This is a genomic window from Streptomyces kunmingensis (assembly GCF_039533535.1).
Taxonomy (GTDB): Bacteria; Actinomycetota; Actinomycetes; order Streptomycetales; family Streptomycetaceae; genus Streptomyces; species Streptomyces kunmingensis.
The window spans coordinates 188,567-200,918 of the sequence record NZ_BAAATS010000007.1 but is presented as its reverse complement, the minus strand read 5'-3'; the positions used below and the strand labels follow the sequence as shown (position 1 = coordinate 200,918).

Below are 12,352 nucleotides of genomic sequence, written 5' to 3'. Positions count from 1 at the left end.
ACGAACGGTGCGGTACTCATCGGGACGCCCCCGTGGCCCGGACGAAGGCTTCGAACAGGGCCTGCTGGGCCGGGTCGTGCGGGGCGGTGTGCTCGGGGTGCCACTGCACACCGGCGAACCAGGCGCGCCGGTGCGGGAGTTCAAGCGCTTCACGGGTGCCGTCGGTCGCCTGCGCGGTGACCTTCAGCCCTGCTCCGAGCCGGTCCACACGCCGGTGGTGCAGGCAGGACGCCGTCACCACCCGGGCACCCATGCTCAGTTCGAGCAGGGTGGCGGGCTCTACGGTGACCTGGTGGACGAGATGGTGGTGCTCGCGCCGCCGGCCCGCCAGATGCTCCTGCAAAGTACCGCCGAGCGCCACATTGACCGCCTGGAGACCGCGGCATATGGCCAACAGCGGGAGATCGGTGCGCAGCACGTGGTGGGCCACGGCCAGATCGAAGCCGTCCTGCTCGGCATCGGCGTCGTACGTGGTGCCGTACGCCCGCGCGGTCCCGTAGCGGCCCGCGGCCAGTTCGTCGCCGCCCGGCAGCAGGACGCCGTCGAAGCGCCGCAGGCGGTCGGCGACGAGCGCCGGGTCGCTGCTCCCGCCCGGAGCGTGCGGGTGGAGGGTCACGGGCTCGCCGCCCGCCCGCCAGACGGCTTCGACCAGAGCGCGGGCGACGACCTCGGCAGCGTGGCGCAGGGCCGAGGTGGAGACCGCGAAGCGGGCGGGGATGGCGATGAGAGGACGGGGGGAGCGGTTCACAAGCATTCCTCGGGGAGTTCGGTGCACGGGGGTTCAGCTCACGGCGGGTCCTTCTGGAGGGCGGGGCGCGGGGGCGTGGGCTCGACCGGGCGGACGCGGTGGGCGGCGGCGCCGAGGAGCCAGACGGCGGGCACGCTCAGCGCGAGCCAGGTGGCGGTGGTGCGGTCGCCGCCGATGAGGGTGGTCAGGTTGGCCAGGACCAGCCAGATGGCGCCGGCGATGCCGAGGGCGCCCAGGGCGGGGGCGACTGCGGTGTTCCAGAGCCGGCGGTCCAGGCGCGCGCGGCGGAAGAAGACGACCACGGACACGGAGGTCAGGAAGTACAGCAGCATGATGGCCAGGACGGCGACGCCGCTGAACCAGGAGAACAGCGTCACGACGGGATCCTTGTCCGCCAGGGCGAAGGGGACGACCAGCAGCACCGCGATCGCCGTCTGGAGCAGTCCGGCGGCCCAGGGGGCGCCGCGCCGGTTCAGAGCGCACAGGGCGTGCGGGAGGCGGCCCTCGCGGCCCAGGGCGAACAGATAGCGGTTGGCCGAATTGTGGAAGGCAAGAATGCCCGCGAAGAGGGAGGTGGCGAGCAGGACGGGCAGCAGATCGCCCGCCCAGGCGCCGAACAGGTCCTCGATCGGCTGGAAGACGAACGCCGAGGAGTCGCCGCTGTCCAGTGCGCGGCCCGCGGCCCCGGTGGCGTGCGAGGCGCCGTGGACGGAGATCACCATCCAGGAGGTGAGGGCGAAGAACGCGGTGATCAGCGTGATGGACAGATAGGTGGCGCGGGGCACGGTCCGGTGCGGATCCCGGGCCTCCTCGCCGTAGATGGCGGTGGCCTCGAAGCCGAACATGGACGCGACGGCGAACATCATCGCCACCCCGGGCGCGCCGTCCAGGGCGGCGCCCGGGGAGAAGCTCCCGGTCAGGTCGAGCCCCTCGGGACCGCCGCCGCGCACCAGTGTGACCAGTGCGAACGCCAGCAGGAGGCTGGTCTCGGCGAGCACGAAGACGGCCAGTACCCGGGCGCCCATGTCGATGCCGGACACCCCGAGGAGCTGGACCACCGCCATGGTGAGCAGGGCCCACATCCACCACGCCACGTCGATGTCCGCGTGCGTCCGCAGGAGCCCCGCGAGCGTCGCCCCGTACAGGCCGTACATCGCGGCCTGGATGGTGCAGTACGCGAAGAGCGCCACGGCGGCGCTGCCCGTCCCGGCGGCCGGGCCGAGCCCTTTGCCGATGTACGTGTAGAAGGCGCCGGGGTCGACGACGTAACGGCTCATCGCGACGAAGCCGACGGAGAACAGCAGGACGACCGCACCCGCGGCGACATAGGCGGCCGGGACGCCGGGGCCGTTGCCGAGCGCGACCGACAGCGGCACGGCGCCCGCGATACCGGTCAGCGGGGCCTGGGCCGACAGAACGAGGAAGAGGACGCCTACGACCCCCAGGGCGTTGCGCCGCAGCCGCACGGTGGCGGGGCGTTGGGGCGGATCCGCCGACATCCCGGCTCCTCGCTGATCGGTGGGCGGGGCGGCGCCGTACCGGAGTCGAGCGGTGCGTCCGGTGGGGCCCCGGGCCGTGATCTCGGCCGCGTCGCCGAGCACGACCGGGCCATTCGTTTGGTATCAAACAACGTAAGTGCGGGTGCGGACGCGGTCAATCCCCTCCGAGGCGGAGCAAGTTGGGCCGCCGGGCTTGCGGTCAGGCGCCCGGCGTCCCTACGGTCGACATACCGTTTGGCATCAAACAAGCGGCGGGCGACCTCATCGCCCGGGCCACGTCACGGCCCCGTTCCAACTGCCCGAGGAGGCAGCGGTGAGCGCACACGACCCCTCCCAGCTACGCCGGCACACCGAGCGGCTCGTCGAGGAGGGCATCGACGTGGTCCGCGTGGTCTACCCCGACCTGCTCGGCACCGACCGGGCCCGTGACGTCCTGCTCGACCATCTGCCGACGGCGTGCGCGCACGGGCTCGCCTTCTGCCGGGCCGTCTACCACACCACCCCGCGCGGCGACGTCGTGCCGGTGGCGGGAGGGCTGGACGCCGGGCTGCCCGACATGCTCGTCCGGCCCGACCTCGCCACCCTCGCCCCGCTGCCCTGGGAACCGGGAGTCGCCTCCTGCCTCGGCGACGTCACCGACGCCAGGACCGGGGCGCCCGCCCCCGAGTCCCCCCGTGACCTGCTGCGCACGGTGCTCGCGCGGTGCGCGGAGCACGGTCTCGCCCCGGTCGCCGGACCCGAACTCGAGTACTTCCTCTGCGAGGCGGATCCGCATGCGGCGGGCGGCTGGCGCCGCTACAGCACGGCCACCGGAGTCGTGTACACGGCCGGTCTGCGCGCCGACCCCGACAACCACCTGCTGCGCGTCCTGCGCCCGCTGCGCGATCTGGGCATCGGCATCACCACCGGGAACCACGAGTTCGACGGGGCGCAGTTCGAGATCAACCTCCGGCACTCCACGGCACTGGACGCCGCCGACCGGGCGTTCCGCCTCAGGTCCGCCGTCAAGGAACTCGCCCGCAAAGAAGGCCGGATGGCCACCTTCATGGCCAAGCCCTTCAACGACGCGGGCGGTTCGGGTTTCCATCTGCACCTGTCGTGCACCGACGGCGACGGCCGCAACGTCTTCGACGACCCGGCGGGCGCGTACGGCCTGTCGGCCACCGCCCGGCACGCCGTCGCCGGCCTGCTCACGCACGCCCCGGCGCTCGCCGCACTCCTCAACCCGACGGTCAACTCCTACAAGCGCTTCGGCCCCGACACCCTGGCCCCCTGGCTCATCGACTGGGGCCTGGACAACCGCAGCGCCATGGTGCGTGTGCCGCCCGAGCGCGGGTCCGGTGCCCGGCTCGAACTACGGCTCGGGGACGCCTCCGCCAACCCCTATCTGCTGATCGCCGCCACCGCCGCGGCAGCCCTGCTCGGTGTCCTCGACGCGACGGAGCCGCCCGCCCCGCTGGAGGGGTACGGGTACGACACCGCCCGCGCGGCGCTGCTGCCCATGAGCCTGCCCGCCGCGCTCGACGCGCTGGAGGCGGACACCGGCCTCACCCGCCTCCTCGGCAAGGACTTCGTCAGCGCCTACCTCACCTACAAGCGCGACGAGGTCGGCCGCTTCCACAGCCACGTCACGGACTGGGAGTTCACCGAGTACGCCGACCATCTGTGATCCGGACCGCCCCCAAGGAGCCCTCGATGACGGCATCCGCCCCGGTCGAGCCACTGCCCCTCGACGAGGTCGACCTCACCGACCTCGACCGCTTCAGCGACGGCACACAGCCGTGGCGCATGTTCCACACCCTGCGCCACCAGGACCCGGTCCACTGGCAGCCCGAGGCCGCGCCCAACTCGGGGTTCTGGGCGCTGACCCGGCACCCGGACATCGTCGCCGTCGACCGGGACCCTGAGACCTTCACCTCGACCCGGTTCGTCAACCTGGAAGAGGTCGACGACGACCAGATCGCCAAACGCGCCTCCATCCTGGAACTCGACGGCACCCGGCACCGCGCGCTGCGCACACTGCTGCAACGGCAGTTCGGGCACAGCGTCATCAGCCGGTACACCGACTTCCTGCGCGGCCTGACCGTCCGCACCCTGGACGCGGCGCTGCCCCTCGGCACGTTCGACTTCGTCACCCACGTCGCGGCCGACTTCCCCATCAACGTCCTCGCCCGCCTCCTCGACGTGCCGCCCGAGGACAACCGCCGGCTCATCGACTGGGGCAACCGCATCATCGGCAACACGGACCCCGACTACGCGGACGTACTGCTCGACGACCCGGACAGCGAGCGCTACCGCGATCTCCCCTTCCGCTCCCCCGCCGCCACCGAGGTCTTCGCCTACGGACGTGAGCTGGCCCGGCAGCGCAAGGGCGGCCAAGGCGACGACCTGATCACCCGCCTCGTCAACCAGACCCCGCGCGACGGCGTGCCGCTCTCCGCGCAGGACTTCGACAACTACTTCCTGCTCCTGGTCGTCGCGGGCAACGAGACGACGCGCCACGCCATCAGCCACACCATGCTGGCCCTCACCCAGCACCCCGAGCAGCTCGACCTGCTCCGCCGGGACCCCGGGCTCCTGCCGGTCGCCGTGGAGGAGTTCCTGCGCTGGGCCTCCCCCGTCTACCACTTCCGGCGCACAGCGACCCGCGACACCGAGCTCGGCGGCCGGCCCATCAGGCAGGGCGAGAAGGTCGTCATGTGGTACGCCTCCGGCAACCGCGACGAGGACGTGTTCCCCGACCCGTACGTCTTCGACGTGACCCGCACCCCCAACGACCACGTCACCTTCGGCAAGACGAGCCCGCACCTGTGCCTGGGCAACCTGCTCGCCCGCACCGAGATCCGCATCATGTTCGAGGAGCTGATCCCACGCCTCGCGGACATCCGCCTCAGCGGTCCGGTCCGCCGGGTCCGCTCCAACTTCGTCAACGGCATCAAGGAGCTGCCCGTGACGGTCACCCTGAGGTGAGAGAAGGAGCCTGTCCGAGCGCGGCCCGGTCGGGGGACGGGCCGCGCGGACGTGCCCCCGTATGATTCGGTGCCGAACGACCGTGGTTCCGGCGGCGCGCGCGGGACCGGTCATGACTGTGAGGGAGCGCCCGTGCCGAGCCAGCGGTCCATCCGTCAGGCGGAGAGCCTCGCCGAGGCGAAACTCGGCGGCATCCCCGTCCGGCGTGAGCAGATGGCGGCGGTCGCCAACATCTACCGCGCGGCGTCCGCCGTCCGCCAGCACCTGGAGAACTCGGTGCTGCGCGGTTCGGACCTGACATGGACCGGCTTCGTGGTGCTGTGGGTGGTGTGGGTCTGGGGCGAGTCCGAGACCCGGCACGTCGCCGAGGAGGCCGGCATCTCGAAGGGCACCCTGACCGGTGTCGCGCGCACGCTGGAGTCGCGGGGGCTGCTGCGGCGCACCGGCCATCCCAGCGACGGACGGCTCGTCCTGCTCGGCCTCACCGACGACGGCGAGGCCTTCATGCGCGAGGTGTTCCCCGCCTTCAACGAGGAGGAGGCCTTCGTCACCTCGCGGCTGAGCGACGCCGAATGCCGTGGCCTGGCCGACGGGCTGCGGCGCGTCGTGCAGCAGGTCGAGGAGGAGGGCGAGGAGCGGCGCCGGACCCTGCTGAACGGCGCGGCCCCGACCCCGCGCCGCAGCGGACGCCGCGCCCGCGGCTGAGCAACCGGCCCGAAGAAGTCAGACGCTCCGCGCCGCGTCGACGAGCGCGTCGAAGAGGCGCTGCTGCACCAAGTCCTCGTGCGCCGTGTCCTCCGGATGCCACTGCACGGCCAGGAACCAGCCGCCGTCGCCCGTGAGTTCCAGGGCTTCGACCGTGGCGTCGGCGGCTCGCGCGGTGACGCGCAGCCCCTTCCCCGGGCGGTCCACGTGCTGGTGGTGGTAGCAGGACGCCTCGGCCTTGTCGGTCCCGGTGATCCGTGCCAGGGCCGACCGGGAGGCGAAGGAGACGGACTGCCGGAGGTGCCGGTGGCCCTGCCCGGAGCCGTCGGCGCCGTTCATGTCCTGGTGGAGGGTGCCGCCCAGGGCCGTGTTGACCACCTGGAGGCCCCGGCAGATCGCCAGCAGCGGCACTCCGCACGCGAGGGCCTGCCGGGCCGCCTCCAGGTCGAACGCGTCCTGTTCGTCGTCCACGTCGTAGACGGTCCGGTGGGTGCGCCCCGCCCCGTAGCGGTGCGGGGCGATGTCACCGCCGCCGGGGAGCAGCAGCCCGTCGAAGCGGGCGAGCCGGGCGCGCACGTCCTCGGGATCGGCCGTGCCCTCGGGGGCGTACGGGTGGAGGGTGGCGGGTTCACCGCCGGCCCGCCAGACGGAGGCGATCAGGGCGCGGGCGTTGACCTCCCCCGGCTCGGGCAGGCAGGAGCTGACGGCGGAGAAGCGGGCGGGCATCGCTATCAGCGGGCGGGGGGTCACAACTGGATCCAGGTGGTCTTCAGTTCGGTGTACTTCTCCAGCGCGTGGGCGGACTTGTCGCGTCCGTTGCCGGACTGCTTCATGCCGCCGAAGGGCACGGTCAGATCGCCCCTCTCGTAGCAGTTGACCCACACCGTGCCGGCCCTGAGGGCGCGTGAGACGCGGTGTGCGGTGCTCAGGTCGGAGGTCCACAGCCCGGCCGCGAGCCCGTACTCGCTGGCGTTGGCGAGGGTCACCGCCTCGTCGAGGTCGTCGAAGGGGAAGACGGAGAGCACGGGCCCGAATACCTCTTCGCGCGCCAGGGGGCTGTCCGGCGCGACCCGGTCGAAGACGGTCGGTTCGAGGTAGACGCCGCCGGTGCCGGTCAGGGTGCGCGCGCCGCCGGTGCGCAGGCGGGCGCCGTCCTCGACGGCGGTACGGACATGGCCGAGCACCCGGTGGAGGTGGCCCTCGCCGACCAGGGCGCCCATCTCGGTCGCCGGGTCGAGGGGGTCGCCCACCCGCAGCGCGCGGGCGCGTGCCACGACGGCCTCGGTGACCTGTTCGGCGATGGAGGAGTGGACGAGGAGACGGGAGGGCGCGGTGCACATCTCGCCCTGGTTGAAGAAGATGCCCCAGGCGGCGGTGGCCGCGGCCTGATCCAGGTCGGGGGCGTCGGGAAGCACGATGTTGGGTGATTTCCCGCCCAGTTCCAGCCAGACGCGCTTGAGGTTGGAGTCGGCCGCGTGGCGCAGGAAGTGCCGGCCGACGGCGGTGGAGCCGGTGAAGGCGAGGACGTCGACCCCGGGGTGCAGGCCGAGGGCCCGGCCCGCCACCGGGCCCGCTCCGTTGACGACGTTGAGGACGCCGGGCGGCAGTCCGGCCTCCAGGCCCAGACGCCCGAGCACGGACGCCGACAGCGGTGCGTGTTCCGAGGGTTTCAGGACGACCGTGCAGCCGGCGGCGAGCGCCGGGGCCACCTTCCAGCCCGCGAGCGTCAGCGGGAAGTTCCAGGGGACGACCGCGCCCACGACGCCCGCGGGCTCCCGGGTGACGAGGGCGAGGGCGTCCGGGGTGGTGTGCGCCACCTCGTCGGTGAGCTTGCCGGCGAGCTGGCCGTACCAGCGGAACGTGCCGGCGACGGCGGAGAGTTCGATGTCGTGTGCCTCGGTGATGGGTTTGCCCATCTCCAGGCTGATGGTGAGCGCCAGCTCCGCCCGGTGTTCCTCCAGCAGGCCGGCGAGGCGCAGCAGGACCTGTCCGCGTTCGGCGGGCTCCAGGCGGGGCCAGGGGCCGGCGTCGAAGGCGCGGCGCGCGGCGGTGACGGCGGCGTCGATCTCGGCCGGGCCCGCGTCGGCGACGTCGGCCAGGGTCCGGCCGTCGCGGGGCGAGAGCGCGCCGAAGCTGCTGCCCGCGCCCGGGGCGTCGGCGCCGTCGATCAGATGGGCGCCGACGGGTGCGAGCGCCTTGGCGCGGCGGATCCATTCCTCGTGCGTGACGGCGTGCGTGACGGCGTGCGTGTCGGGTGTCATGCGGCCCTCCCGGGTGTGGTCAGCGCTTCGGTGGCCTGATGCCGCGGAACTCCCAGTCGCCGCCGAGCGCGGTGGAGAGCACCTCCTCGGATGCGGAGGGCTGGGCGCCGACGTCCGTGCGGACGGCTGTGGGGCCGGCGACGATGTGGTTGACGAGCCGGCCCAGCCCCTCGACCGCGACCTCGACGACGTCGCCGGGGTGCACGGGCCGGGAGCCCGCCGGGGTACCGGACAGCAGCACGTCACCTGGGTAGAGGGTGATGGTGCGGGCGATGTCGGCGACGAGGTAGTGCATGTCCCAGGTCATCTCGTCCGTGGAGCCGTCCTGGACGACCCGGCCGTTGACGTAGGTGTGCAGCCTCTTGCCGTGGAAGTCCCACTCCGTGACCAGGCCGGGGCCGAGCGGGCACAGGGTGTCCGAGCCCTTGACGCGGAGCATGGAGCCCGCGTCGGTGTCGCGGAAGTCGTGCAGGCCGAAGTCGTCGGCCACGGTGTAGCCGGCGATGTACGCGCCCGCTTCGGCCGGGGAGATGTTGCGTGCGGTCCTGCCGATGACGACGGCGATCTCTCCCTCGTAGTTGAGCCAGTGACAGCCTTCGGGGCGTACGACCGCGCCCTGGTGCGAGTTGAGCGCCGAGGTGGGCTTGTGGAAGTAGGTGGGCGTGGTGGGCAGGCGGATCCCGAACTCCTCGACGCGGCTGCGGTGGTTGAGGTGGACGGCGATCACTTTGGTCGGCACGACCGGGGGCAGGTGCGTGGCGTCCCGCGCCTGGACGCGGCGCCCGTCCCCGGCGACCAGTTCGTCGCCGTCGCGGACGGTGTCCACGGCTGCCCCGTCGAGCAGGATGCGGCGGTGCTCGGACATGGCGGAGACCTCCTCAGGTACGGCTGTGCGGGGTGCGCGGGGCGGCCGGCGCGGGCAGCCCGGTGCCGGTCCAGCCGTGCTCGGGCCGGTCGAACCAGAGGTGGACCTGGCCGGTGCCGATGGAGTTCTCGTACGCGCCGTACTGGCGGGCCCGCGCGGTGCACGCCTGCTCGCCAAGGGCCCCGGCCATCATCAGGTAGTGGAAGAACTTCGCCTCGGGCCGGTGTTTCCAGAACTCGTCCATGCGGTCCAGGACCTTGTCGTGGCGGCCCTCCTTGAACCAGGCGATGCGCTGGTGATCGGCCGCCCGTGCCTCGGGGGTGAAGATGTGCGCCGGGTCGCCGGACTCGTGGGCGCGCAGTTCGCGCAGCGGCCAGAAGGTGTGCGAGAGGGCGCCGGAGGCGATGAGGAGGACCCGGCGCCCTGGGGTGGCGGCGATGCCGTCGGCCAGCGCGCGACCGAGCCGCAGGTGGTCCTCCATGTCGCCGGTCTGGCAGACGCCGACGGTCACCCACCGCTTGTCCGGCAGCCCTTCGCCGAGGAACTTCCAGAGGTTGGTGGTGGCGTAGTAGATGGGCAGGTACGCGTCGTCGATCGGGGTGATCCAGGTGCCGTGCCGGTCCGCGAACGAGGCGACGTGGTGGGCGAGTTCGGGGTCGCCGGGGAAGTCGTAGGGCATACGGCACATGCCGCGCGGCAGTTCCTCGGAGGTGAACAGGCCGGAGCGGCGGGGCTGTGCGGTGACGACGAACTCGACGGTGGTGGCCCAGTGGGAGTCCAGGACGACCACGGTGTCGTAGGCGTCGCTCTCGAAGACGTCGTCGCGCAGTTGCCGCAGGCCGGTGACGAGGGTGATCTCCTTGCCCTCGTTGAGTTCGAGGCGGTCGGCCTCGGGCAGCACGATGGTGGGGACGTGGGCGAGCAGGCCGGCTCCGACGATCTCACCCATGGTCCCGCCATCCCTTCGGCCCGGTGACCGTGTTCTTGAGGTCGCAGTAGAAGTCGAAGCTCCAGTTGCCGCCCTCGCGGCCGACGCCGGAGTGGCGGGCGCCGCCGAAGGGGGCGCGGAGGTCGCGGACGTAGAAGCAGTTGACCCAGACGGTGCCGGCCACCAGCCGGGCGGTGACACGCCGGGCCCGCTCGGGGTCGCCGGTGACGAGGGTGGCGGCCAGGCCGAAGCGGGTGTCGTCGGCCAGTCGTACGGCCTCGTCCTCGTCGGTGAAGGTCTGCAGGGTCAGTACGGGTCCGAAGATCTCCTCCTGGACGATCTCGGAGTCCTGGGCGACGTCGGTGAGCAGGGTCGGGGCGTAGTACCGCTCGCCCCGGCGGTGGCCGCCGACGACCGTGCGGGCGCCGGCCGCCAGCGCACGCTCCACGAAGCCGTCGACGGCCGCGAGTTGGCGGGGGTGGATGGTGGGGCCGATGTCGGTGGTGTCGTCCCGCGGGTCGCCCTGGCGCAGCCGGGCCGCCTTCGCGGTGAAGCGGCGGGTGAACTCCTCGACGACCGTCTCCTCGACCAGGAGGCGGGTCGCGGCGAGACAGACCTGTCCGGCGTTGTCGTACTGCTCGACGGCGAGCTCGGCGGCCAGGTCCGGATCGGCGTCGGCGAACACCAACAGGGGTGACTTTCCGCCGAGTTCGAGGCTGACCGGGGTGAGGTGGGTGGCGGCCGACGCGGCGACGCTCCGGCCGGTGCGCACGGAACCGGTGAAGCTGATCCGGCGGACGTCCGGGTGGCCGGTGAGGGTGGGGCCGATCTCGGAGCCGTACCCCTGGACGACGTTGAGGACGCCCGCGGGCAGCCCGGCCCCGGCGGCGATGTCGGCGAGCAGCGAGGCGGTCAGCGGCGACCATTCGGCGGGTTTCAGGATCACCGTGTTCCCGGCGGCGAGGGCCGGGGCCACCTTCCACGTGGCCAGCATCAGGGGCGCGTTCCACGGGGTGATGAGCACGCACGGTCCTGCCGGGTCCCAGCTGACGTGGTTGGTGTGGCCCCGGGTGGCGAAGTCCTCGTGCTCGAGGCTGAGCAACCGGTCGGCGAAGAAGCGGAAGTTGTGCGCGACCCTGGGCATGACGGCCCGGCGGTGGGAGCGCAGGAGGGCTCCGTTGTCGGCGGTCTCCACGACGGCCAGTTCCTCGATCCGCTTCTCCACGCCGTCGGCTACGGCACGCAGGACGCGGGCGCGTTCGGTCCTGGGGGTCGCGGCCCAGCCGGGGAACGCTTCCTTGGCCGCGGCGACGGCGGCCTCGGCCTCGACGGGGGTGCCGCGGGCGATCTCGCCGAGGGCCGTGCCGTCGATGGGTGACATGTCCGTGAAGGTGCCGGCCGATGCGCGGCGTGCGCCGCCGATCCAGTGCCGGGTGTCGACGGTGACTCCGGCGACGGTGGTGGTGGGTCCGCTCATGTCGTCAGGCTCCCGGGGGTCGGCTCGGTCGGGGCTCGCTGGGTCATCGGGCGCCGGAGGTGCCGGACTCCAGGAGTCGGCCGCCGTCCCACACCACGCCGACCTGCCGGTAGTACGCGGCGATCGGCTCCCGGATCTCCAGCCGGGACAGTTCCTCCGTGGGCGCCTCGAAAAGCTCCAACTGCGCTTCGCCGACCCATGGTTGGCCCCCTTCGAAGGATGCGGCTTCGGACTCGATCAGCTCGTCGAGCGCCAGGCCCTTGCCCTTCTCCACGGAGGGCAGCCAGCGGTGGTGGGCCATGGGGTGGCTGTTGACGAAGCCGTTGGCCGCGGACGGCTCGCGCAGGGTGACGACCACCTGGGCGAGGCGCCGGTCCGCGGCGGCGAGGGTGGCGCCGAAGCGGGCGCCGGCGCCGACCCGCGGGGCGGGCCCGTAGGGGTGCGGGCGGGTCTGGTGGATGGAGCCCAGCTTCTTCGGGTAGCCCTGGTGCAGTCCCCGGGCGAGCGCGAAGTCCTTGTCGACCCAGATGTACACACAGCGCGTGTACGTCCGCCCCCGGTAGGTGCAGCGGACGACGGCGAACGCCTCTTTGTACTGGGCCCGCACCGGATCGAGGAGTTCCTCGCCCGAGGCGGCGCAGGACTGCCAGTCGGCCCAGATCAGTGCGACGGCGCCGGGGTCCACCTCGGCGAGCCGCAGCGGTTCGGGCAGCAGTTCGCGCACCCGGGCCGGGTCGGTGCGGTACTCGACGGTGAGCAGATCGCCGGAGTAGTGCCACGGCGGTTCGGGGACGAGCGAGGAGGCGCCCGTCGCCGTCTTGGGATGGAAGTATCCGCGGACACCGGTCACAGCGCTTCCTCAGGGTCGGGCGGCAGGGACGGGGAGCCGGAGCAGTTCG

General features: G+C 72.5%; 11 protein-coding genes. 3 read left to right on the top strand and 8 right to left on the bottom strand.

Annotated features, from left to right (window positions below; translation table 11 throughout):
* Positions 1 to 16: 16 nt before the first annotated feature.
* Entirely contained in the window at positions 17 to 754 is a 738-nt protein-coding gene (locus ABD366_RS13035) for a gamma-glutamyl-gamma-aminobutyrate hydrolase family protein (RefSeq protein ID WP_324777265.1), read from the bottom strand.
* A gap of 32 nt (positions 755 to 786) precedes the next feature.
* Positions 787 to 2,247: an APC family permease gene (locus tag ABD366_RS13030; protein WP_324777263.1), complete on the bottom strand. Its 1,461-nt coding sequence runs from the start codon at positions 2,245 to 2,247 to the stop codon at positions 787 to 789.
* 313 nt (positions 2,248 to 2,560) lie between these two features.
* Between ABD366_RS13030 and ABD366_RS13025 the strand changes: the two genes are divergently transcribed.
* The 3 genes from ABD366_RS13025 to ABD366_RS13015 all read left to right on the top strand — a co-directional run bounded on the left by ABD366_RS13025 (position 2,561) and on the right by ABD366_RS13015 (position 5,922).
* Entirely contained in the window at positions 2,561 to 3,916 is a 1,356-nt protein-coding gene (locus ABD366_RS13025) for a glutamine synthetase family protein (protein WP_324777261.1), read from the top strand.
* Positions 3,917 to 3,942: 26 nt separating this feature from the next.
* A complete protein-coding gene (locus ABD366_RS13020; protein WP_324777259.1) occupies positions 3,943 to 5,217 on the top strand; it encodes a cytochrome P450 in 1,275 nt (424 codons plus the stop codon).
* 132 nt (positions 5,218 to 5,349) lie between these two features.
* Entirely contained in the window at positions 5,350 to 5,922 is a 573-nt protein-coding gene (locus ABD366_RS13015) for a MarR family winged helix-turn-helix transcriptional regulator (RefSeq protein ID WP_324777257.1), read from the top strand.
* Between the two features lie 18 nt (positions 5,923 to 5,940).
* Here ABD366_RS13015 and ABD366_RS13010 read toward each other — a convergent pair whose 3' ends face one another.
* Genes ABD366_RS13010 through ABD366_RS12985 form a run of 6 tightly spaced genes read right to left on the bottom strand, consistent with a single transcriptional unit; the run spans position 5,941 to position 12,303 of the window.
* Positions 5,941 to 6,648, bottom strand: a complete 708-nt coding sequence (locus ABD366_RS13010; RefSeq protein WP_324777293.1) for a gamma-glutamyl-gamma-aminobutyrate hydrolase family protein — start codon at positions 6,646 to 6,648, stop codon at positions 5,941 to 5,943.
* A 20-nt stretch (positions 6,649 to 6,668) separates the two neighbouring features.
* Positions 6,669 to 8,183: an aldehyde dehydrogenase gene (locus ABD366_RS13005; protein WP_324777255.1), complete on the bottom strand. Its 1,515-nt coding sequence runs from the start codon at positions 8,181 to 8,183 to the stop codon at positions 6,669 to 6,671.
* Between the two features lie 19 nt (positions 8,184 to 8,202).
* A complete protein-coding gene (locus tag ABD366_RS13000; RefSeq protein ID WP_324777253.1) occupies positions 8,203 to 9,048 on the bottom strand; it encodes a fumarylacetoacetate hydrolase family protein in 846 nt (281 codons plus the stop codon).
* 13 nt (positions 9,049 to 9,061) lie between these two features.
* On the bottom strand, positions 9,062 to 9,997 hold the full coding sequence (locus ABD366_RS12995) for a 3,4-dihydroxyphenylacetate 2,3-dioxygenase (RefSeq protein ID WP_324777251.1): 936 nt from the start codon (positions 9,995 to 9,997) through the stop codon (positions 9,062 to 9,064).
* A complete protein-coding gene (locus tag ABD366_RS12990; RefSeq protein ID WP_324777249.1) occupies positions 9,990 to 11,453 on the bottom strand; it encodes an aldehyde dehydrogenase in 1,464 nt (487 codons plus the stop codon). The genes ABD366_RS12995 and ABD366_RS12990 overlap by 8 nt, the downstream gene beginning before the upstream one ends.
* A 43-nt stretch (positions 11,454 to 11,496) precedes the next feature.
* On the bottom strand, positions 11,497 to 12,303 hold the full coding sequence (locus tag ABD366_RS12985; RefSeq protein ID WP_324777247.1) for an acetoacetate decarboxylase family protein: 807 nt from the start codon (positions 12,301 to 12,303) through the stop codon (positions 11,497 to 11,499).
* Positions 12,304 to 12,352 lie beyond the last annotated feature (49 nt).

Bases quoted from the DNA above. Each gene is read 5' to 3' on its own strand.
- ABD366_RS13030 (WP_324777263.1), bottom strand. From the start codon at position 2,247: ATGTCGGCGGATCCGCCCCAACGCCCCGCCACCGTGCGGCTGCGGCGC.
- ABD366_RS13005 (WP_324777255.1), bottom strand. From the start codon at position 8,183: ATGACACCCGACACGCACGCCGTCACGCACGCCGTCACGCACGAGGAA.
- ABD366_RS13035 (WP_324777265.1), bottom strand. From the start codon at position 754: ATGCTTGTGAACCGCTCCCCCCGTCCTCTCATCGCCATCCCCGCCCGC.
- ABD366_RS13010 (WP_324777293.1), bottom strand. From the start codon at position 6,648: ATGCCCGCCCGCTTCTCCGCCGTCAGCTCCTGCCTGCCCGAGCCGGGG.
- ABD366_RS12995 (WP_324777251.1), bottom strand. From the start codon at position 9,997: ATGGGTGAGATCGTCGGAGCCGGCCTGCTCGCCCACGTCCCCACCATC.
- ABD366_RS13020 (WP_324777259.1), top strand. From the start codon at position 3,943: ATGACGGCATCCGCCCCGGTCGAGCCACTGCCCCTCGACGAGGTCGAC.
- ABD366_RS13000 (WP_324777253.1), bottom strand. From the start codon at position 9,048: ATGTCCGAGCACCGCCGCATCCTGCTCGACGGGGCAGCCGTGGACACC.
- ABD366_RS12990 (WP_324777249.1), bottom strand. From the start codon at position 11,453: ATGAGCGGACCCACCACCACCGTCGCCGGAGTCACCGTCGACACCCGG.